The organism is Actinoplanes sp. CA-252034 (assembly GCF_050956125.1).
GTDB lineage: Bacteria > Actinomycetota > Actinomycetes > Mycobacteriales > Micromonosporaceae > Actinoplanes.
Genome location: NZ_CP191846.1, coordinates 4,011,209 through 4,032,056 on the forward strand (window position 1 = coordinate 4,011,209; position 20,848 = coordinate 4,032,056).

Here is a 20,848-nt window from a genome sequence, read left to right on the forward strand (position 1 = left end):
TACGCACTTGAATTCAGCGATACATCTTTCGTAACGTCACGGCCAGCGCTCTCGCCGTCCCCAGGAAGGAGCTTCCCCGTGACACAGCTCCGCTCGAGAGCCATCGTGATCGCGGCATCGGTCCTCGCCGCCGCGGCCGTGTTCGCCGTCCCCACCACCGCCCGCGCGGCCGCCGTCGAGGACGACGGCGCCGACTGCCCCGTCGCCGCCTCACCCACCGTCGGCACCGCCCAACTGCCCGACCCGTTCACCCGCATCGACGGCAGCCGGATCACCACCACCGGCGACTGGCGATGCCGCCGCGCCGAGATCCGCGAGATGGCCGAACGCCACGTCTACGGCCAGAGACCCGCCCGCCCGGCCGCCGTCTCCGGCACCGTCAGCACCTCGTCCATCACGGTCGACGTCACCGATCAGGGACGTACCACGCGCTTCTCGGCGAGCGTCCAGTTGCCCACGACCGGCTCCGCGCCGTACCCCGCGGTCGTGGTCCTCGGGGGTTTCGGCGCCGACACCACCACCATCCGCAACGCCGGCGCCGCGGTGATCAGTTTCGACCCGCTTGCCGTCGGCAAGGAGGGCACCGGCCGGTCCGGCAAGCAGGGCGCCTTCTACACGCTCTACGGCTCGACCAGCACCACCGGCATCCTGATGGCCTGGGCGTGGGGCGTCAGCCGGCTCATCGACGTCGTCGAACAGGCCGGCGGCTCGGTCCTGCGTGCCGACGCCATGGGTGTCACCGGCTGCTCCCGCTACGGAAAAGGCGCCTTCACGGCAGGAGCGTTCGACCAGCGCCTCGCCCTCACCATGCCGATCGAGTCCGGCACCGCCGGCGTCCCCCTCCTGCGCGGGGTGCCCCGAGAGTCCGGCGCCCAGCCACTGAGCAGCGCCTACGGCGAGCAACCGTGGCTCGGCGACGCGTTCGGCTCCTACACCGGCAACCCCGACAGCCTGCCCGTCGACACCCACGAGCTCGTCGGCCTCGTCGCGCCACGCGGACTGTTCATCATGGAGAACCCGCACGTCGACTGGCTCGCCGCCCGGTCCGGCAGTGTGGCCGCGCTCGGCGGAGCCGAGATCTACAAGGCCCTCGGCGCCGGCGGCAACATCAGCTACTGGTCCGACGTCAGCGACGGCACCCACTGCGCCTCGCGCACCGAATGGCGCGGCCCACTCCAACAGAGCATCCAGAAGTTCCTTCACAAAACCGGGAGCAGCACGGGTACGTTCCGAATCTCCAGCCGCAAACAGGGCGACCTGGCGCAGTGGCGCTCGTGGCCGACCCCGATCCTGACCGGTGCCACCTCCACGCCGCCGTCCTCCACGCCGCCGTCCTCGCCGCCGCCGTCCTCGCCTCCCGTGCCGCCGCCGTCCTCCGGGAACTGCTCGGCCATGATCACGCCGGGGACCGTCTGGGGTGACCGCTACAACACCACCGTCACGGTCTCCGGCGCCTCCAACTGGACGGCGACCGTCGCCGTCACCGCGCCGCAGCAGGTCACCACCACCTGGAGCGGCACCTTCACGTCGAACGGGACCACGCTGACCGTCCGTCCCAACGGCAGCGGCAACACGTTCGGCTTCACGACGATGATGAACGGGAGCAGCTCCGCCCGCCCGCGCATCGTCTCCTGCATTACCGGGTAGAGGGGGCCGGTGCGGCCGGGCGATCCCCGGCCGCACCGGCGTAAACAGCCTCCGCCTCGGCTTCTGCGTTCGTGTCGGCTTCCGCGTTCGTTTCCATTTCCCGCGTTTGCGTTGGCTTCCCGCGTTTGCGTTGGCTTCCCGCGTTTGCGTTGGCTTTCGCTTTCGCTTTCGCTTTCGCTTTCGCTTCCGCTTCCGCTTTGGCTTCTGCTTCGGCTTTTCGGCGTCAGCCGAGGGTGATCTCGCCCTGGTTCAACACGCGCGGATGGAAGTACGCCGACTGGATCTCCGCGTTGGTGTTGCTGCCGCGCAACTGCTCCGACCAGATCATGAAGTACGCCCACCGCGTCTGCGACGTGAGCAGAGCCGCGTTGGGCACCTTCCCCATCTCGGCGATCGCGATCGGCTTGCCCGCCGCGATCGTCTGGATCTGCTGATAGTCAGCGGTCGACGGGTGACCCTTGTACCAGACGTCCAGCGAGACGACGTCGGCGTAGTTCGCGCCCGGGTAGTAGCCCGACCATCCACCGGCCGGGTTGTCCTGCACGTTCCACACCCAGATCAGGTTGGTCAGGCCCTGGCTGTCGAAATAGTCCTTCATCTGCTGGTAGATCTTCGCGCCGCCGTTGGCGCCGGGCCGGCCGCCCCACCAGTTCCACGTCTCGTTCATCTCGTGAAACGGCCGCCACAGCACCGGCACCCCGGCGTCACGAAGCTGCCGCAGATAGGGGACGACCTCGGCCATCCGGCTGCGCCACGTCTGATTGAGCGCCGTGCCGCCGGTGACGATCTGCTGGAACTGGGCGTTCGAGATCTGCGTCTTCACGCCACCGTCGAACTCGCACGTCCGCCCCACGGTGGGGGAGCAGGCGTGCCAGGTCAGCGCCACCAGCGAGCCGTTGGCCCACTCCTGCTTGGCCTGGTCGACGATACGCTGCCGGTTGTTGACGTCGTCGGCGCGGAACATCATGTCGCCGCCCCACAGCCCCGGCCACTGCCCGGTCACGTCGAAGACCTGACGGGTGTACTGACCGGGCGAGGTCGCCGGTTCCTTGTTGTGCTGCCCGGACACGATCTTGTTGCCGGTGATCGACCGCAGATAGTTGAGAACGGTCGCCTTGCCGGTCGCCGGGAAGGCGGTAGCGGGGACGGGGAGGAGGGCGGAGCCGACAAGCAGCGCCGCACCGATCGCCAGGGGGACTCGCACGGGTGTTACCTCCTTGCGTCATTCGTGCCGCAGGGCCGACCAGAGGTCGGTCAGAACCCACGGCGATTTGATCGAGCCCGGGTCGAGCTCGACGGGGGCCCGCACGGCGAAGACGGTGGACTCGCCGGGCAGCAGGGTGGTGAAGCCGCGATCGACGACGGCTTCGGGGTGAATGCGATCGGGTTGCAGCAGCAGGTCCCGGGCCAGACCGGTCGCGTGCACCCGCACGTCCAGTCCACCCGGAACGACCTCAGCCGTCACGGTCAGCCCCGGATCACCGCCCGACACCATCCCGGCAGCGCCCGGCCCGCCGCCATCGGCGCCGGATCGGACCTCATCGATCAGGTTGTCGTCGGCGCGGTGGGTTTGGGTGCGGTCGGCGTTGGTCCGGACTTGGTCGTTCCGGTTGTCGTCGGCGCGGTGGGTCTGGGTGCGGTCGGCGTCGGTCCGGACCTCATCGTTCCGGTCGCCTTCGGCGCGGGTCTGGTTCCGGTCGGCGTCGGTCCGGACCCGGTCGTTCCGGTCGCCTTCGGCGCGGGTCTGGTTCCGGTCGGCGCCGGTCCGGACCTCGTCGGCGAACCAGAATGCACGGCGACCGTCCATCTCGGCGACGATCACCTCTGCGCCGGGCGGCTGGGCTGTAGCGGCGGGTACGGGAACGAGCGCGACCGAGCGGGGCGATGCGGTGACCTCGATGCTCGCGTCGTCGACCTGCAGAATGCCGGTCCACGGGTCGGGGGAGTCGTTGAGCACCGCCACGACGAGGCCGCCGTCGCGGGGCTGGATGGTGAGGGCGCGGTCGGCGTACATCTCGCGCAACGCGAAATACAGCGGCTTGTGCCGTCCGGCACCGTCGATCGCCGCCCACGACGTGACCGGCCACAGGTCGTTGAGCTGCCACAGGATCGTGCCGGCGGTGTGCGGCCAGTGCGACCGCCAGTGCTCGATCCCGGTCCGCACCGCACGCACCTGGTTGAGCTGCGTCAGATAGTGCCAGGCTTCCATTGTGGACGGCACCGGGAAGTGCGGGGCGAGGCCGCGCGCGAGTTTGCCGCTGCCGTCCTCGGCCTTCTGGTGGTGCAGCACACCCGGTGAGTCGGGCCGCAGCGGCTCGTCGGTGACCGCGTCGCGCAGCGTGCGCCAGGCCGGCGGCCCCTGCCATCCGAACTCGGCGACGAAGCGTGGCGTGCTGTCCCGGTAGTGCGGATAGTCCTGCCGGTTCCACACCTCCCACGAATGGAACGTCTGGTGTGCCGGATCGTTCGGCTCGTGCTCCCACGACCCTGACCACGGGCTGCCCGCCTGGTAGGGGCGCGACGGATCCAGCTCGGACACGATCCGCGGCAACACGTCGAGGTAGTACGCCTCACCCCAGCTCTGATCGCCGCCCGGATCGTCGGCCCACCCGTGGGCATCGCGCAGCCACAGGTTCTCGTTGTTGCCGTTCCAGGTGATCAGGCTCGGGTGCGGCGACAGGCGGGTCACGTTCTCCCGGGCTTCGGCGATCACCTCCGACCGGATCGGCTCCTCCTCCGGATAGCAGGCACACGCGAACAGGAAGTCCTGCCACACCATCAACCCGAGCCGGTCGCACAGTTCGTAGAAGTCGCGATCCTCGTAGATGCCACCACCCCACACGCGGACCAGGTTGACGCCGGCCGCAGCGGCTTGACGAAGGCGCAGTTCATACCGTTCACGCGTCATCCGGGACGGGAAGATGTCGTCCGGGATCCAGTTGACGCCCTTGACCAGGACGGGCTCACCGTTGACGTGAACGACGAACCGCGTCCCCGCGTCATCTTGACTGCGATCAATGTTGACGCTTCGGAAGCCGGTCAACTGTTGATAGCGGTCAAGTTCAGTGTCGGCGTCAACATCAATCAATACGACCGTCAACATGTACAGTGCCGCTTCGCCATAGCCGATCGGATTCCACGGAGTCACGCCGGGCACGTCGAGCTCGGCGTGCAGCATGGTCTGTCCAGCGGTGACGTCCAGGACCGCGACCTCGTGATCGTCGATCAGGATCCGCGCCCGCAGCGCACGATCCCGGGTCCGCTCGATGTCGGCGGTCAGGTCGAGCTTCCCGGCGCCGTCGCTGTACGTGGCGAGCGGACGAACCGCGGCGAGCCGCGCGGTGCTCCATCCTTCAAGACGCACGGGTCGCCAGATGCCGGCGGTGACCAACGTCGGCCCCCAGTCCCAACCGAAGCTGCAAGCCATCTTGCGGATGTACTGGAACGGCTCCGGGTACGCATTCGGTCGCGGCCCCACCAGCTCACGAATCCGATCCGCCTCGGCATAGGCCGACGCAAAGTGGACGCTGAGTTCCCGCTCGCCTCTCGTCCGCGCGCCGCTTTCCCGCATCGCACCGGCGTGTTGCTGTGTGGTGGCGGGATCGGCGGCCTGTGGCTGTGTGGTTGCGGGATCGGCATCGTGTGCCTGTGTGGTGGCGGCGTTTGGCTGTGTGATGGCGGGGACGGCGGCGAAAGGCTGTGTGGTGGCGGGAATGGCGGCAGGTGGTTGTGCGGTGGCGGAGGGCGTGCGGATCAGCGCCTCTGTCACGTCGAAGCGGTAAGAGCGGTGCATGTTGCGGGTCTCGCCGACCAACTGGCCGTCGATCTCGATGCGAGCAACCGTGTCGAGGCCGTCGAAGACCAGGTCGATGCGGTCGTGGGCGGGCCCGTCCCAGCTGATCGGGCGGGTGTAGGTCCAAGCGGTACGGCCCACCCAGGCGACCTTCAGCTCGTTGTCGTCGAGGAATGGATCCGGGATGAGTCCGGCGTCGAGCAGGTCGGTGTGTACGCATCCGGGAACAGTCGCCGCAATGCCCGCGTCAGCGCCCGAAAGGCCGGCGTGGTCGGCGGCGAGAATGCCGGAGCGCCCAGGGTCTGAGGCGGAGGGCCCGGAGCGCGCAGGGTCTGAGGCGGAGGGCCCGGTGCGCGCAGAGCCTAAGGCGGAGGGCCCGGAGTGCGCAGGGTTTGAGGCCGAGGGGTTGGAGTGGGCACCGTCTGAAGCGGAGGGCCCGGGGTGCGCACGGTCTGAGGCGGAGGAGCCGGAGTGCGCACGGTCGGGGGTTGACGGGCCGGGGCGGGCAGGGCCCGAGGTGAACGGGCCCGGGCGGGCAGGGTCGGCGGTGGGGAGGCTGGAGTGGGCGTCGCCGGGGCGGTAGATGAGGGGAACGGGTGGGTGGCGCGCAGGGTCCACGTACCGCCGAGGTCTTTGATCATTTTGTTGCTCCCGCGGTGATGCCGTTGTAGATGAGCCGCTGCAGCAACAGGAAGATCACGACCGTCGGGAGGATGACGATCATGGTGCAGGCGGCGATGGTCTCCCACTGGGCTCCGTAAGGGCCCTTGAACCGGAACAGGGCCGTCGAGATCACCCCGAGGTCGGGGGATCGCAGATACAGGAACGGGATGTAGAACTCGTTGTAGATCGCGATTCCCTTGATGATCGCGACCGTGGCGATGGCCGGCTTCATCAGTGGCAGCACGATCCGCCGGTAGACGGTGAACCTCGACGCGCCGTCGATCATCGCGGCCTGGTCGAGGCTCGGTGGTATCGACTGCATGAACTGGATGAAGATGTAGATCGAGATGATGTCGGTGCCGAGGAACAACACGATCGCCGAACCGGACGTGTTGACCAGGCCCATCGATTTGACGATCTGGTATGTCGCGACCTGTGTGGTCACTCCGGGAACGAGGGCGGCGACCAGGAACGACCCGAGAACGAGACGCTTGAACGGGAACTCGAACCGGTTGATGGCGTAGGCGGCCAGGGTGCCGACCAGGATCGTGCCGGTCAGCGAGATCGCCAGGATGACCGTGGTGTTCCAGAATCCGAGCAGCATCCGCCCTTCCGACCAGGCGGTCACGAAATTGTCGAAGTTGAGCCAGTTCCGCGGCGGTGTGAGTGGACCGGACGTGCTGTATTCGGCGCGGGTCTTGAACGCCGCGAAGAACACCACGGTCAGGGGCAGCAGCACCACGATCGACGCCGCGACCAGCGACAGGTATTTGGCGACCGCTTTCATGTCAGCTGCACCTCCTCGTCGGGGACGAGCCGGCGCTGTACCCAGGTCACGATGAGCACGACGATCAGCAGCACCACGGCCATCGCCGACGCGAGGCCGATCTGCCGGAACTGGAATGCTGTCTCGTAAGCCTGGACGACGAACGTGCGGGTGCCGTTCGCGCCGCCGGTCATGATGAACGGGATCTCGAAGACCGACAGGCTCCCGGAGATCGCGAGAATGAACGAGAGACTGATGATCCGCCGGATCCCCGGCGCGATGATGTGCCGGAACTGATGCCACCGTCCGGCGCCGTCGATCTCGGCCGCCTCGTAGATCTCGCCGGGAATCGACTGGATCGCCCCGAGGAAAAGCACGAAACTCAGGCCGGTGAACCGCCACACCGACGTGCCGGCGAGCGAGATGTTCGCGACGTCCGGATCGCCCAGCCAGAACCGGGTGTGCTCGCCGAGACCGACCCAGCCGAGAACGGTGTCGAGTGTTCCGCCCGGCTGGAAGAGGTAGAGGAAGACGAAACCGACGGCGACACCGTTGAGGAGGTACGGAAAGAACAGGATCCCTTTGAACAGGTTCCGGAATCGGGTCTCGAACGACAGGACGACCGCGAAGTACAGGGCGATCGCGATCTGCGCGAACGAGGCGGCGAAGTAGTAGCCGCTGACCAGGAAGACCCGCCAGTACCGTTCGTCGGTGAACACTCGCACGTAGTTGTCGAGCCCGGCCGGCTCCATGGTGACGTCGAGGCCGTCCCACGAGGTGAAGCTGTAGACGAGCATGTTGCCGACCGGCACGTACGTGAAGGTGATGAGCAGCCCGAGCGCCGGAAGCAGATAGAGCCAGGGCATCCACCGACGTTGCGCGAGCGTCACTTCATGACCTGTGACTGTGCCTCGCTCCACCGCTTGTTCAATTCGGCGAAGTAGGACTCCTTGTCACCGGGCGCGGCGCCGCGGGCGATGTCGACGAGTCTCTGCCGGTAGATGTTGCCGGTCAGGTCGATCTCGGCGGTCTTGATGATCTGGTCCTCTTTACCGCTGTTCGTGATCGCGGCCGGGAGCTCCATCAGTTCGACGCCGGTGGCCTGGAAGTCCTTGAGGGCGGCCGGCAGTTCTTGACCGACGGCCGGGGGAATGGACTGCTGGTCGGCGGCGAACCCGGATTCGGTGACGAACCATTCCAGCCACGCTTTCGCGGTCGCCTTGTTCTTGCTGGTCTTGCTGACGGCCGCTTTGTAGTCGCCCTCGATGCGGGCGTGGAACTTCCCGCCGGTCTGATAGGGGAAGGGCCAGAACACGATGTCCTCCGGGTTGGCGCCCGCGCCTTTCGCCGCTTCTCTCATCTGGGGTACGGCCCACGACCCGAGGAGCATCGAGGCCACCTTGCCGGTCCCGAGCATCGGCTTGGAGCCCTCCCAGTTGGTGGTGAGCGGGTCGGGCTCGCTGAGCTTGCCGTGCACGATGTCGAACAGCAGCCCGTCGGTGATGTGCTGGATCTTCCCGGGCTGCCACGGGTTCGGATCGGCCGGGAACGTCTCGTTGGCGTCGGCTTCTCCGAGAATCGCTCGCTGACTGTTCCAGAAACTGAGCGGCCAGCCGTCCTTGTAGTTGGTGTAGAACGGAATCGCGTCGGTCTTCTCGTCGACGGCCTTCAACCCGGCGAGGAACTCCTCGGGCGTCTTCGGTGGTGTGGTCACACCGGCCTGCGCCCAGATCCGTCTGTTGACGACGAACCCGTTGGCGACGCCGCCGAGAGACAGGCCGAAGACCTTCCCGTCGTACGCCTTCTCGTCGGCGAACCGGTACTTCGCGCGGATCTCGTCGACCGTGCCGAGCGGCTCGAAGAACTGGCCGAGCTGGTCGACGGCGACCGTGTTGGGGATGAGCAGCACGTCGCCGTACTCGCCGGAGCCGAGCTGGGTGGTGACGTCGCCCTCGTAGTTGGTGACCGGCTCGAACGTCACCTTGGTTCCGGGGTATCTGGCCTGGAACCTCTTCGCGTACTCGGGCAGGGCGGTGGTGGCCAGGTCGGTGCGGTTGGTCAGCACCGTGATGTCGCCGGTGATCTGGCCGGAGAAGCCGGCCGGCTCCTGCTCGGCCGCGCCGCCCGTGCAGCCGGTCGCCAGGGCCAGCACGGCCGCCGCACCGAACCCGAGGAATCGCCTTCTATGGGTCATGTCGCTCATCCGTTCGTCATCTGATCGATCCGAGCGGAGGTGACGGCCGCCCGTTGAGGGCACAGCTTGGTGCCCCTGTTGCGGCCACGTCAAGGTTAAATTAATAATTTATGTAGTCAGCGCTCCACGTGCCGGGTGGGAGGAGAGGTCGATGGGGAAAGCGTGCAGAGAGCGTCGAGCAGCGTCAGGCAAGACCAGGTCAGGAGGCGGGAGATCGGGTGCTCGACCGCACCACGATGTGCGCCGGCGACGCCTGGTAGACCTCGGCCGGAGCGCCGGCCATCGCCGCCAGCACCGCCCGCGCGGCCAGCTCACCGATCCGCTCGACGTCGTGGCTCATCGCCGACAGCGCCGGCACCGCGAGTTGGCACTGCGGGGAGTCGTCCCACGCGACCACGGACAGGTCGGCCGGCACCTTCAGCCCGCATGCGGCAGCGGCTTCGAGCCCGGCGAGCGCCATCACGTCGTTGTCGAAAACGATTGCCGTCGGCCGTACGGGACCCGAGGTCAGCAACCGCAGAGCGGCGGCGCGCCCTCCGTCGTACGAATAATCGCCCTCGGCGACCAGCAACGTCATGCCGCGCTCGCTCGCCTCGGCCTGCAGCCCGCCGCGCCGCAGTTGGGTGTGCGCGAAAGCCGGCGGCCCGGTGACGTGCCCGGCCACCCGGTGCCCGAGCCCCGCGAGGAACCCGACCGCCTCCCGGGCGAACGCGACGTCATCGGTCCACACCGTCGGGAGCCCGTGCGCCGTCGACGGATCGCCGAGCACCACCGCCGGCAACCCGAGCCGCGCGACCAGCTCGACCCGCTCGTCGTCGGGCCCCAGATCGACCAGCACGACGCCGTCCACCCGCGCCTGCGCCGCCCACCGCTCGTAGGTCGCCGTCTCCGCCGCCCGGTCGGTCACCACCTGCACCAGAACCGACACCCCGGCCGGCGTCAACACCCGCTCCAGACCCTCCAGGAACTCGTGGTAGTAGGGCTCCTCGCCGAGCACCTGCGCCGCGCGCTCCAGCACCAGCCCGACCCGCCGGGGCGCCCGAGTCACCTGTTGCTCCGGGTCTGCTCCACCGATTCCTCCAGGTAGGGTGTCGCTGTCGGCACGAGACTCGGAGACACTACCTCGATGGCACGTCGCGAAACGCCCGCCGCCGGACCGGGCAGCCGGGCCCTCGTCGTCGACGTCATCCGCTCCGCGGCCTCGATCAGCCGGGTCGAGCTGGCCGATCTGACCGGCCTCACCCAGCCGTCGATCTCCAACATCGTCCGCGACCTGATCGCCGACGGGATCATCCACGAGGTCGGCTCGGCCGACTCGATCCGTGGCAAGCCGCGCAAGCTGATCTCGATCAAGCAGGCCTTCCGGTTCGGGATCGGTTTCCACCTCGGGCCGGACACGGTCACGTGTGTGGCCGTCGACCTCACCGGCGGAGTCGTCGGGCGTGAGGTGGTGCCGCGGCAGAGCACCGACCGGCTCGCCGAGCAGTTCGAGGCTTTCACGGCCGGGCTCGATCTGCCCCGCGACCGGGTCGAGGGGCTCGCCATCGTGGCGCCCACGCCGTTGCCCGGCGGTCCGGAGACCCCCGACCTGCACACGTTGCGCGCCGATCTCGCCGACCGGCTCGGGCTGCCGGTCATGGTGGAGAACGACGCGGCGGCGGCCGCCCTCGGCGAGTTCTGGAGCCGGCGCGTGTCACGCGAGCAGGCGTTCGGGTGCATCTACCTCGCCGGCGGCATCGGGGCGGGGCTCGTCTTCGGCGGCGCCCTGTTCCGTGGCGCGAGCTTCGACGCGGGCGAGCTCGGCCACATGTCCATCGACTACGACGGTCTGCCCTGCCCGTGCGGCAACCGCGGCTGCGTCGAGCGCTACGCGTCGATGACCGCGGTGGTCGACGCGGCACGGCGCGACGGCCGTCTCGCCCTCGACCCGGCGGCGACCATCACCAGCGCGTACGACACGGTGGCGCGCGCCGCCGTGCACGGTGACGCCGTCGCGCTGGACCTGCTCGACCGGGCCGCCGGGCACCTCGCGGTCGCCGTCACGTCGATGGTCAACCTGCTCGACCTGGGCCGGGTCGTGCTCACCGGCCCCGGCGTGGCGCTGGCCGGCGCCATCCACGCCCGGCGGCTGCGCGCCCACCTGGAACGCACCGCCCACGCCCGCCAGCGCCACCCGGTGCTGGTCGAGCTGTCCGCCCAGCCCCGTGACGCGGCGAGCATCGGCGCGGCCGCCCTCGTGGTGCAGGCGTCGGTCGCGCCCGGCCACACCAACACCCTGCCCGTCTGACCGCGCCCGAACGAGATCGACAGGCGCAGCGCGGGGAACTACCGTGCGTGCGTGCACAACCAGGTTCCTCCGGACCCCACGCAGCCGCCACCGTACGGCCCGCTCCCGCCCTACACCCCCAGTGATCTCCCACCGCAGGCGTACCCCGGCCCGCAGTCTTTCGTGCCGCCGCCATCGTTCGAGAACCCGCCGCCGTTCGGAAACCCGCCGCCGCCGTTCGAGAGCCCGCAGTCGTTCGGGAACCCGCCGCAGTCGTTCGGGAACCCGCCGCATTTCGGCCCGTTCCCCGGCTATCCGCCGCCTCCGCCGCCCCCGGGACCCAGCGGTCTCGCGGTCGGCGCGCTGGTGGCGAGCATCTGCGGTGGCCCGTTCCTCGGCACCGTCCTCGGTTTCGTGCTCGGGATCGCCGCGCTTGTCCAGTTGAGACGCCGCCCGCAGCCGGGGTTCGGGCTCGCCGTAGCCGCGCTGGTGATCTCCGGCATCACCCTGATCATCTCGATCGGCATCGTGACCGGGGTGGTCCTCAGCGAGGTGCGTGACCGGGTCGCCGGGATCGAGGACGTCGAGGCCACCGATCTGAAGACGGGCGACTGCATCAGCGACCTCGACGACGCCGAACGCGTCTTCGACATGCCGGTGGTGTCCTGCATCCAGCCGCACAGGGCGGAGGTCTACCACGTCTACCAGTTCCCGGCGGGTGACTTCCCCGGCCTGGCGGCCGTCGAGGAGCAGAGCGAGGAGCGCTGCGGTACGGCCTTCGAGCCCTACGACACCGAGGAGAACGCCGACCTGGAGGTCTACTTCCTGTTCCCGGAGAGCGCGCTGAGCTGGCGCCAGGACCGCAGCGTGCTGTGCCTCGTGGAGTTCCCGACGGCCCGGACGACCCCGCTGGTCAAATGACGGTCGACGTGGTGGTGCGTAGGTGCGGGAGGCGGGAGTCGAACCCGCTCAGCAAAAGCAACCGGTTTACAGCCGGTCCCGACTCTCCAACGTCGGCGCTCCCGCGCAGGGTGATCGACGGGACTCGAACCCGTGCCCCCGGATCCACAGTCCGGTGCTCTGCCTACTGAGCCACGACCACCACGCTCCCCGCTGCGACGAACGGGGTGGCTCTCTCGCCAGGACTCGAACCTGGATCTCCCGGTCCAGAGCCGGGCGTCACTGCCGATTGGACTACGAGAGAATGAAGAGCAGGGGTGACAGGACTCGAACCTGCAACCTTCGGATTTGGAAGCCGCTGCGCTACCGAATTGCGCCACACCCCTATGCGGAAATGAAAGAAGCCGCCTTCCCGAAACGGGAGGCGGCGTCGAAGCCGTGCGCGCTAGCTGCGCCTCCCGATGGGAACGGTGTGCTGATACTGCCAGCGGTACATCGGAACCCCCTTCATCGGTGCGGCTTGTGAGACAGACACTAACGGCCGCGTTTCGGCGGCGGCAATCCATTTTCCGACCTGCGGTTCTGGACTTGCCGGTCCATTTCTCGCGAGCCACAGTCGGGCCATGAACGATTACTACCTTCTCGGGCGGTCGGGGTTGCGGGTCAGCCGGCTGGCGCTCGGGACCATGAATTTCGGGGTTGCCGGCTTCCACGCCGCCTACGGCAAGACCGAGGACGAGGCCGAGGCGATCTTCCGGCGGTACGTGGAGGCCGGCGGCAACCTCATCGACACCGCCGACTTCTACACCGCCGGGGAGAGCGAGCGGATCCTCGGCCGGCTGATCGCCCGTGGTGGCGGGCGCGACCGGCTGGTGCTGACCAGCAAGTTCACCAACAGCGTCGATCCGGGTGACCCCAACGCAACGGGCGCAAGCACATGATCCGCGCGCTGGACGACTCGCTGCGGCGGCTCGGCACTGATCACCTCGACCTGTATCTGCTGCACACCTGGGACCGGATCACGCCGGTCGAGGAGGTGGTGCGGACCTTCGACGACCTCGTCCGGGCCGGGAAGATCCGGTACGCGGGACTGTCCGACGTCCCGGCCTGGTACGCCGCCCGTGCCCAGAGCGTCGCCGAGGCGCACGGGCTCACCCCGATGGTCACCGTGCAACTGCCGTACTCGCTGATGGACCGGGCGATCGAGCCGGAGTTCGTGCCGATGGCGCAGGTCCTCGGGATGGGGCTGACCGTGTGGAGCCCGCTCGGCGGCGGCCTGTTGACCGGCAAGTACCGGCGCACGGCCGGCGGGCTCGGCGGGGAAGGGCGGCTCGCCGGGGCCGCCTCGGTCAGCGACCGGGACTGGCAGGTCGTGGCCGCGCTGGAGAAGGTCGCCGACGGGCTGGGCCGGAGCATGGCGCAGGTTGCCGTCAACTGGGCGGCGACCCAGCCGGCCGTCGCGTCGGCGGTGGTCGGCGCCGGCAGTGTCGCCCAGTTGGACGCCTCCCTGACCGCCCTGGACTTCACCATTCCGGCGGACGCGCGGGCACTGCTCGACGAGGCCGCCGCGTGGCCGCTGCCGAAGCCGTACTCGATGTTCACGCCGGAGTACCAGTCGTGGATCGTCAGCCCCGGACTCACCATCGGTGACAAGCCGGCCGGTTACGCTGCACCCGTGGTGAACGGCGCAGCGGAGCCCGTGGCAGACGGCCCGGCGAAGCCCCTGGCAGAAAGCCCGGCGAAGCCTGCGGCGGAAAGCCCCGCGGAGCCCGTGGTGAACGGTGCTCACGCGTAAGGGCGAGCAGATGCGGTCGCGGATCGTCGCGGGCGCGGCCGACGAGATCCGGGAGCGCGGCGTCGACGAGGTACGCCTCGAGGATGTCATGGCCCGGACCGGGACGAGCAAGGGCCAGCTGTTCCACTACTTCCCGGACGGCAAGGAGCAGCTGCTGCTCGCGGTGGCCCAGCATGAGGCCGACCGGGTCCTCGACGACCAGCAGCCGATGCTCGGTGACCTGACCTCGTGGGAGGCGTGGGAGCGGTGGCGGCTGCGGGTCGTCGAGCGCTACCGGGAGCAGGGCCAGGACTGCCCGATGAGCATCGTGATCGGGCACACCGGACGCCGGTCGGCGGGCGCGCAGTCGGTGGTCGAGGGGCTGATGACCCGCTGGCAGGCGGCGCTGGCCGACGGGATCCGGCACATGCAGGCCTCCGGCGAGATGTCGGGCGCGATGGACGCCGACCGGGCGGCCGCCGGGCTACTCGCCGGCGTGCAGGGCGGAGTGCTCCTGTTGCTGTCGTCCGGCCGTACCGAGCATCTGGAATCTGCTCTTGATCTTGCCTTTATCGGATTGCGGGGTTCCGCGACAGATCCGCGGTGATGGACTGGACGGCCTCCAGGGTGAGGTTGGCGGCGGTGCGCAAGGCGGTGACCGCCACCACGGCGGTGTCCAGGTCGCCGGCGCGGGCGGCCTGCTCGACCCGGTCGGCGACGTCGGCCAGGTCCTGGGCGCCCAGGTTGCCGGCCGCGCCTTTGAGCTGGTGGGCGGCGTTGCGCACAGCGGTGGCGTCGTCCATCGCCAGGGCGTGGAAGGCGTCGTCGACCAGGGTCGGGACCTGGGCGATCAGGCGTTGCAGCAGGCCGGTGAGCGCGGTGTCGTCGAGGTTGGGAGCGGCGGCGCGCAGCATGTCGAGGCGCTGTTCGATCTGCCGGCGGGCTGCGGGCTCGGGCGTCGGCGGCCGGTCGGCGCCGCAGCGTTGCAGGGCGTCGGCGATGTCCTGCGGCATGACCGGCTTGGCGACGTGGTCGTTCATGCCGGCGTCCAGGCAGCGCGCCCGGTCCTCGGGCATGGCGCCGGCGGTCATCGCGATGATCGGGATGTGCCGTCCGGGCGGCTCACGACGGCGGATCTCGGCGGTGGCGGTGTAGCCGTCCATCTCGGGCATCAGGCAGTCCATGAAGATGGCGAGATAGTCGTGGGCGGCCGCCATGGAGACGGCCACCCGGCCGTCGGGGGCGACGTCGGCGCTGTAGCCGAGGCGGGCCAGGATGCCGAGGGCGACGGTCTGGTTGATCGCGTTGTCCTCGACGAGCAGCACGTGCCCCTGTTTCTCCAGACTGGCGGGCATGTCGTCGAGGGCGTGCTCGGTGGCCGGGGCGACGACGTCGACGAGCAGGTCGTAGAGCTGCGACTGGCGTACCGGTTTGGCCAGCGCCGGACCGCTGCCCTCGGGTGGCGCGCTGCCCGGCGCGGTGAGCATGACGATCTTCGGTGGTGGGGCGACACCGGTGCCGGCGATCACGGCGGCCATGCCGTTGTCACAGAGGGCCAGGTCGAAGGGGCGCCCGGCGGCCGCGGCACGGATCAGCAGGCGGGTGGCGGCGGTACCGTCCTCGGCGGTGACGGCGGCCATCTTCCAGGCGCCGAGCTTGTCGAGCAGCCCACGGCGTTCGTCGTCGTCGGCGGTGACCACCAGGACCCGCAATCCTTCCAGGACCGGGTGGTGTTGGGGAGCGCTGTCCGCGGGCGGGCCGAGCGGGATGGTGAAGGCGAAGGTGCTGCCCTGGCCGGGCCGGCTGTCGACGGTGATCACGCCGCCCATGACGGCGACCAGTTCCTGGCAGATGGCCAGGCCCAGGCCGGTGCCGCCGAAGCGCCGGGTGGTGCTGGCGTCGGCCTGGGTGAACGGCTCGAACAGGCGGCGCTGCTTGTCCGGTTCGATGCCGATACCGGTGTCGGTGACGGCGAACCGCACCGGGATCTCCGGGCCGGCCGTGTCGGCGACCGGGGTGGCGGTCACCTCGATACTGCCCTGCTCGGTGAACTTGATCGCGTTGCCGAGCAGGTTGAGCAGCACCTGGCGCAGCTTCCCGACATCGCCGCCGACCGGCTGGGAGAGCCGGGAGTCGCAGCGGGCCACCACCGTGAGGTCGCGGCTGCCGGTGGTGTCGGCGACCAGGGCGACCACCTCGTCGAGCAGCCGCCACACCTCGAAGTCGATGCGCTCGGGCAGGACTTTGCCGGCTTCGAGCTTCGAGAAGTCGAGAATGTCGTTGATCACCGAGAGCAGGCCGAGCCCGGCGTTGCGGATGCCCTCGGCATAGCGGTGCTGGGTGTCGTCGAGGGTGGTGTCGAGCAGCAGGCCGCTGAGCCCGATCACGCCGTTCATCGGGGTCCGGATCTCGTGGCTCATCGACGCGAGGAACTGCGACTTCAGCCGGGCCATCTCGATCGCCTGGTCACGGGCCTGTTCGAGCGCGACCTCGATCTGCCTGCGGGCGGTGATGTCGCGGCCGAACGCATGGAAGGTGGTCCGCCCGTCGCGCCGGGTCCGCCAGAGGGTGAGCTCGATGGGAACCTCGACGCCGTCGCAGCGCAACGCGAAGATCTCGGTAGGGCGGTCGAGCAGCCAGCCCCAGCGACCGTCGAGCACCCGGTCGAGACCGGCGGCGTAGCGGACCGGCAGGATCATGTCGAGCACGGGCCGGCCGATCACCTCGTCACGCTGCCAGCCGGAGAGCCGTTCGGCCTGGCCGTTGAACTCGGTGATGCGTCCCTGGGCGTCCATGCTGACGAACGGGTCGCTGGCCGCCGCCATGATGATCTGGAACTGCTCGCGTTCCTGGCGCAGCCGTTGCTCGGCCTCGACCGCGGCGGTGATGTCGTGGGAGATGGTGGAGGCGCCGATGATGACGCCGTTCGGGTCGCGCAGGGGGCCCATGCTCAGCGAGACGTAGATGGTCTGACCGTCGTGGCGGACCCGTTGGGTCTCGTGGTGCCGGATCAGCTCGCCGCGGCGGACCCGGGCCAGCATGCTCTGCTCCTCGGTGGGCCGGTCGGGTGGTAGCAGGACGGTGACGTCACGGCCGATCATCTCGGCGGCGGTGTAGCCGTAGAGGCGTTCCGCGCCGGGGTTCCAGGTGAGGATGACACCGTCCAGGTCCTTGCTGACGATGGCGTCGTTGGAGGCCTCGACGATCGCCGCGAGCTGCGCGTCGGTCCGGGCCTGGGCGAGCCGGTCGGTGATGTCCTGGACGGCGGCGAACACCACCGTCCCGTTGTCGCCGTCGACGGTGGCGAGGCTGACTTCGACCGGGAACTCGGTGCCGTCGCGGCGTACGGCGGTCAGACGCATGCCCCGGCCGGCCCGGTGCGGGGACGGGCTCGCCATGTACTCGCGCCGGTGGGCGAAGTGCCGGGTGCGCAGCCCGCCGGGGACGAGGGTGTCCACCGGGATGCCGAGGAGCTCGTGACGCTCGTACTGGAAGACCTCCAGGGCGCGGCCGTTGGCGAGCACGACGCGGCCCTCGGCGTTGACGCAGAGCATGGCCTCCGGCGACGCGTCGAGCAGGCCCTTGAACTTGCTCTCGGCGATGCGGACCTCGGTGATCTCGGTGATGGCGTGGCAGATCGCGAACGTGGTCCCGTTCTCGTCACGCATCGGGAAGATCGAGGTGACGAACGTACGGGACCCGATCTCGTCCTCGTAGGTCATGGCCTCGCCGCGCTCGAGGACGGCCCGGTCCCGGCGGACCATCTCGGCCAGTTTCTCCGGAGGGTGCAGGTCGTGGTCGGCGAGTCCGAGGACCTGGCCCTCACCCAGGTCGTGCAGCTTCTCGAAAGCGGTGGAGGCGAGCAGGTAACGCCCGTCGAGCCCTTTCACGGAGAAGGCGGTCGGCGTGTGGTGCAGGATGTGGCCCATCTCCTGGCGCTGGCGCAACTCCCGCCGGGCGGCGTCGGCGGCCTCCATCCGGGCGCCGGTGAACAGGCCGATGGCGGTCACCAGGGTGACGTTGGCGGCGACCATGAACGCGAACCGGGTATGCATGCTGTACCACCCGGCGTCCTGGCCCGCGATCAGCAGCAGCCCGATCAGCGGCAGGGCGATCAGTGCGGCGCCCACCAGCCGGCGGGTCAGCACCGAGCTGATCGACCGGTCGAAGAACAGGCGGGCGACCGCGGTGTCGGGACTGGCGGAGAGCGTGGCGAGGGCGAGAAGGAACGCCGTGACGGCCGAGGCGAGCGGTCTGGTCGCGGGCTCGCCGAAGAGTACGGCGTAGCAGTCGACGACACTCAAGCCGCAGGCGGCGAGGGCGAACCACTGGCTGACGACCCGGATCCAGCGCCGGTGCCCGGCGGCGAGCAGCAGCGCCTGCGCCACGGCGAGCGGGAGGAGGGCGGTGGCCCACGCCGGGTCGACGCTCACGGCGGCCACGGTGAGCAACGGGAACAGCAGGGCGGTGCGGCGTTGCCACGGCCGGCTCAGCCGGGCGATGGCGATCATCGCCGCCCCCGCCGAGATCAGGCCCCACGGGGCTACTCCGGAGGCCCCGAGAAGCAGGCCCAGCGCTCCGGCCGCGACCTGGTACATCGCAGGTGTACGCCGTGCAGCTGACGGAGGCATTTCTCTGAGTTACCACTTTCGGGGTGCTTTGAGAGGAAGATTCTGAATAGCGTTACCTATGAGGAGGCCGGCATGGCAACCGTCCTGGTCGTCGACGACGTAGCCGAGAATCGTGACCTGGTGACCATGCTGCTCAGCTGCCGTGGCCACGAGGTGCTCGAAGCCAGCGACGGCGTCGACGCGCTGGACGTGGTGCGGTCACAGCACCCCGACATCGTGGTCTCGGACGTGCTGATGCCCGGCATCGACGGCCTGGAACTGGTGCACCGGCTGCGGTCCGACGACGACCCGGTGACCGCCAGCTCGCCGGTCATCTTCTACACCGCCAACTACCTGGAGCCGGAGACCCGGCCGATCGCCGACGCGTGCGGGGTGTCGCGTGTGGTGCTGCGTGGCGCCGACCCACGGGAGCTGCTCGACGCGGTCGACGAGGTGCTCGCCGCCGGCCCGGTCGACGTCAGCGTCGGCTCGGCCGCCGACTTCGCCCGGGTGCACAGCCAGGCGGTCAACGCCAAACTCGTCGAGAAGGACCGGGCGCTGCGGCACCGGGAACGACAGTTCGAGGCGATGGCGACCGCGTCACCGGTCGGGATCGCCCTGCTCGGCGCGGACGGCGAAGCGACCTACGTCAACCCTCGGCTGGCCGAGATCACCGGGCAGGCCGCCAGACGGCTCGCCGGGAACGGCTGGCTGATCTGCCTGGACCCGGCCGTACGGAGGGAGGTGGTCGACGCCGTCCGCCACACCACGACGACGGCGGTCGAGCACCGTTACCGGACACATCTGATCCGCGAGGACCTGTCCGACCGCTGGCTGCGCGTGCACCTGCGGCCGTTCCCGGACACCGGCAGCGACATGGCCGGCGCGGTCGTCATGGTCGACGACATCTCCGACGTGGTGGCGGCCGAGCAACGGGTCGCCGACGAGGCCCGGCAGAGGCTGCAGGAGGCCGCCGGCCACGACGCGGAGCGCCTGGACAGTCTGCGGCGGATGGCCGGAGGCATCGCCCACGACTTCAACAACCTGCTCGGCTCCATGCTCGGGTTCTCGCAGCTGGTCAGCGACGCGATCAGCGACGAGAAGGAGACGGGGGGAATCGCCGACGCGGTCGCGACCGGCATGCTCGACGATCTGGAGCAGGTGACGCAGGGCGGCCGCCGGGCCACCAAACTGACCGAGCAGCTGCTGGCGTTCGGCCGCCGGGAGATCAACGAGCCGGTGATCGTCCAGCTGAAGGGGTTCATCGCCGCGTTCGCCCGGGAGCTGACCGCCGAGCACGTGAGCGTCACGGTGTGGCTGGCCGACGACACTCCGGCGGCCCGCATCGACCGGCGCGGACTGGACCGGCTGCTGCACATCCTGCTGCGCAACGCCGGCGAGGCGATGTCCGACGGCGGTGTGGTCACGATCAGCGCGTCCCACGACCCGAGGGCCGGGATGGCGGTGATCGAGGTGACCGACACCGGCTGCGGGATGACGTCCGAGGTGCAGCGGCGCGCGTTCGAGCCGTTCTTCTCCACGAAACAGGACGTGCGCTCGGCCGGTCTCGGCCTGTCCACGGCGCACGGCATCGTCACTCAGGCGGGCGGCACGATCGAGCTGTCATCGGAGCCGGGATCCGGCACGACCGTCCGGGTGTGTCTGCCGGCCGTGGCACCGGCCGGGCCGGGCGAGCAGCCCGGCGGCCCCTCGGCCGGGGCGGGCGCCCGGGCCGGGGACGTCACGGTGCTGCTCGTCGACGACGACGAGCCGTTGCGCAAGGCCGCCGAGCGGTTCATCGCCAAGGGTGGGTACCGGGTGCTCTCCGCACCCGACGGGCTGGCCGCGCTGGCGCTGGCCGAAGGACATCCCGGGCCGATCCACTGCCTGGTCACCGATGTGGTGATGCCCGGCATGGACGGCCGTCAGCTGGCGCACCACCTGCTCGGCATCCGGCCGGAGACGAGGGTCGTGTTCATCTCCGGCTTCGCCGAGGCGCTGATCGCCGAGGACGGCACGACCCTGGAACCGGGTCGCACCATCATCGCCAAACCGTTCACCGGCGCCGAACTGCGCGAGGCGATCGGCGCGGTGCTGGCATCCGGCTCGTCCGAGGCGGGTGCCACCCGCTGACCAACCCGGGCAGCCGGCCCGAGCCGAGCCGCCGAACCCGGCCCGAGCCGCCGAACCCGGCCCGAGCCGAGCCGCGGGACCCGTCCCGACCCGCCGGAACCG

The 20,848-nt window shown here is 69.5% G+C and carries 14 protein-coding genes and 4 tRNA genes; 7 read left to right on the top strand and 11 right to left on the bottom strand.

The features are described 5' to 3' along the window. The first annotated feature begins 78 nt into the window (after positions 1-78). Positions 79-1,647, top strand: a complete 1,569-nt coding sequence (locus ACQPZW_RS18135) for a glucuronyl esterase domain-containing protein (protein ID WP_433796075.1) — start codon at positions 79-81, stop codon at positions 1,645-1,647. Between the two features lie 223 nt (positions 1,648-1,870). Here ACQPZW_RS18135 and ACQPZW_RS18140 read toward each other — a convergent pair whose 3' ends face one another. From ACQPZW_RS18140 to ACQPZW_RS18165, 6 genes are all read right to left on the bottom strand, one after another. Next, on the bottom strand, positions 1,871-2,851 hold the full coding sequence (locus ACQPZW_RS18140) for a glycosyl hydrolase (RefSeq protein ID WP_433796076.1): 981 nt from the start codon (positions 2,849-2,851) through the stop codon (positions 1,871-1,873). An 18-nt stretch (positions 2,852-2,869) separates the two neighbouring features. Next, positions 2,870-5,644, bottom strand: coding sequence for a glycosyl hydrolase 2 galactose-binding domain-containing protein (locus ACQPZW_RS18145; RefSeq protein WP_433797569.1), 2,775 nt, complete (start codon positions 5,642-5,644; stop codon positions 2,870-2,872). Positions 5,645-6,077: 433 nt separating this feature from the next. Beyond that, positions 6,078-6,890: a carbohydrate ABC transporter permease gene (locus ACQPZW_RS18150; RefSeq protein ID WP_433796077.1), complete on the bottom strand. Its 813-nt coding sequence runs from the start codon at positions 6,888-6,890 to the stop codon at positions 6,078-6,080. Next, positions 6,887-7,735 (bottom strand): carbohydrate ABC transporter permease, encoded by an 849-nt coding sequence (locus tag ACQPZW_RS18155; protein ID WP_433796078.1) that lies wholly within the window; start codon positions 7,733-7,735, stop codon positions 6,887-6,889. The genes ACQPZW_RS18150 and ACQPZW_RS18155 overlap by 4 nt, the downstream gene beginning before the upstream one ends. A 20-nt stretch (positions 7,736-7,755) precedes the next feature. Continuing rightward, positions 7,756-9,072 carry an ABC transporter substrate-binding protein gene (locus tag ACQPZW_RS18160; protein WP_433796079.1) on the bottom strand — a complete coding sequence of 439 codons (1,317 nt, stop codon included), beginning with the start codon at positions 9,070-9,072 and terminating at the stop codon, positions 7,756-7,758. A gap of 190 nt (positions 9,073-9,262) precedes the next feature. After that, positions 9,263-10,111: a LacI family DNA-binding transcriptional regulator gene (locus ACQPZW_RS18165; protein ID WP_433796080.1), complete on the bottom strand. Its 849-nt coding sequence runs from the start codon at positions 10,109-10,111 to the stop codon at positions 9,263-9,265. 78 nt (positions 10,112-10,189) lie between these two features. On the opposite strand from ACQPZW_RS18165, the gene ACQPZW_RS18170 reads away from it, so the two are divergent. Then, on the top strand, positions 10,190-11,350 hold the full coding sequence (locus tag ACQPZW_RS18170) for an ROK family transcriptional regulator (RefSeq protein WP_433796081.1): 1,161 nt from the start codon (positions 10,190-10,192) through the stop codon (positions 11,348-11,350). A 51-nt stretch (positions 11,351-11,401) separates the two neighbouring features. Next, positions 11,402-12,250: a DUF4190 domain-containing protein gene (locus tag ACQPZW_RS18175; protein ID WP_433796082.1), complete on the top strand. Its 849-nt coding sequence runs from the start codon at positions 11,402-11,404 to the stop codon at positions 12,248-12,250. A gap of 23 nt (positions 12,251-12,273) precedes the next feature. Here the strand turns inward: ACQPZW_RS18175 and ACQPZW_RS18180 are convergent. The 4 genes from ACQPZW_RS18180 to ACQPZW_RS18195 all read right to left on the bottom strand — a co-directional run bounded on the left by ACQPZW_RS18180 (position 12,274) and on the right by ACQPZW_RS18195 (position 12,615). Continuing rightward, positions 12,274-12,355, bottom strand: a tRNA-Tyr gene (locus ACQPZW_RS18180). Between the two features lie 4 nt (positions 12,356-12,359). Further along, positions 12,360-12,431: transfer RNA gene (locus tag ACQPZW_RS18185), tRNA-His, on the bottom strand. Between the two features lie 26 nt (positions 12,432-12,457). Beyond that, positions 12,458-12,533, bottom strand: a tRNA-Gln gene (locus tag ACQPZW_RS18190). A gap of 8 nt (positions 12,534-12,541) precedes the next feature. Further along, positions 12,542-12,615 (bottom strand) — tRNA-Trp (locus tag ACQPZW_RS18195). A 237-nt stretch (positions 12,616-12,852) separates the two neighbouring features. Here ACQPZW_RS18195 and ACQPZW_RS18200 point away from each other — a divergent pair. Genes ACQPZW_RS18200 through ACQPZW_RS18210 form a run of 3 tightly spaced genes read left to right on the top strand, consistent with a single transcriptional unit; the run spans position 12,853 to position 14,610 of the window. Next, a complete protein-coding gene (locus tag ACQPZW_RS18200) occupies positions 12,853-13,170 on the top strand; it encodes an aldo/keto reductase (RefSeq protein WP_433796083.1) in 318 nt (105 codons plus the stop codon). Continuing rightward, a complete protein-coding gene (locus ACQPZW_RS18205) occupies positions 13,167-14,024 on the top strand; it encodes an aldo/keto reductase (RefSeq protein ID WP_433796084.1) in 858 nt (285 codons plus the stop codon). Before ACQPZW_RS18200 ends, ACQPZW_RS18205 begins: the two co-directional genes overlap by 4 nt. Then, complete coding sequence (locus tag ACQPZW_RS18210) at positions 14,011-14,610, top strand: TetR/AcrR family transcriptional regulator (protein WP_433796085.1); 600 nt, start codon at positions 14,011-14,013, stop codon at positions 14,608-14,610. The genes ACQPZW_RS18205 and ACQPZW_RS18210 overlap by 14 nt, the downstream gene beginning before the upstream one ends. Here the strand turns inward: ACQPZW_RS18210 and ACQPZW_RS18215 are convergent. Then, on the bottom strand, positions 14,573-18,601 hold the full coding sequence (locus ACQPZW_RS18215; protein WP_433796086.1) for a PAS domain S-box protein: 4,029 nt from the start codon (positions 18,599-18,601) through the stop codon (positions 14,573-14,575). The two genes, ACQPZW_RS18210 and ACQPZW_RS18215, sit on opposite strands and share 38 nt — an antisense overlap. 105 nt (positions 18,602-18,706) lie before the next feature. Between ACQPZW_RS18215 and ACQPZW_RS18220 the strand changes: the two genes are divergently transcribed. After that, the gene (locus ACQPZW_RS18220; RefSeq protein WP_433796087.1) at positions 18,707-20,746 is read left to right on the top strand and encodes an ATP-binding response regulator; all 2,040 of its coding nucleotides are present in this window, start codon (positions 18,707-18,709) and stop codon (positions 20,744-20,746) included. Positions 20,747-20,848: the final 102 nt, after the last annotated feature.

Excerpts from the sequence above, each read along its gene's own strand:
- ACQPZW_RS18150 (WP_433796077.1), bottom strand. The coding sequence starts at position 6,890 with ATGAAAGCGGTCGCCAAATACCTGTCGCTGGTCGCGGCGTCGATCGTG.
- ACQPZW_RS18155 (WP_433796078.1), bottom strand. The coding sequence starts at position 7,735 with ATGCCCTGGCTCTATCTGCTTCCGGCGCTCGGGCTGCTCATCACCTTC.
- ACQPZW_RS18160 (WP_433796079.1), bottom strand. The coding sequence starts at position 9,072 with ATGAGCGACATGACCCATAGAAGGCGATTCCTCGGGTTCGGTGCGGCG.
- ACQPZW_RS18170 (WP_433796081.1), top strand. The coding sequence starts at position 10,190 with ATGGCACGTCGCGAAACGCCCGCCGCCGGACCGGGCAGCCGGGCCCTC.
- ACQPZW_RS18200 (WP_433796083.1), top strand. The coding sequence starts at position 12,853 with ATGAACGATTACTACCTTCTCGGGCGGTCGGGGTTGCGGGTCAGCCGG.
- ACQPZW_RS18205 (WP_433796084.1), top strand. The coding sequence starts at position 13,167 with ATGATCCGCGCGCTGGACGACTCGCTGCGGCGGCTCGGCACTGATCAC.
- ACQPZW_RS18215 (WP_433796086.1), bottom strand. The coding sequence starts at position 18,601 with ATGTACCAGGTCGCGGCCGGAGCGCTGGGCCTGCTTCTCGGGGCCTCC.
- ACQPZW_RS18220 (WP_433796087.1), top strand. The coding sequence starts at position 18,707 with ATGGCAACCGTCCTGGTCGTCGACGACGTAGCCGAGAATCGTGACCTG.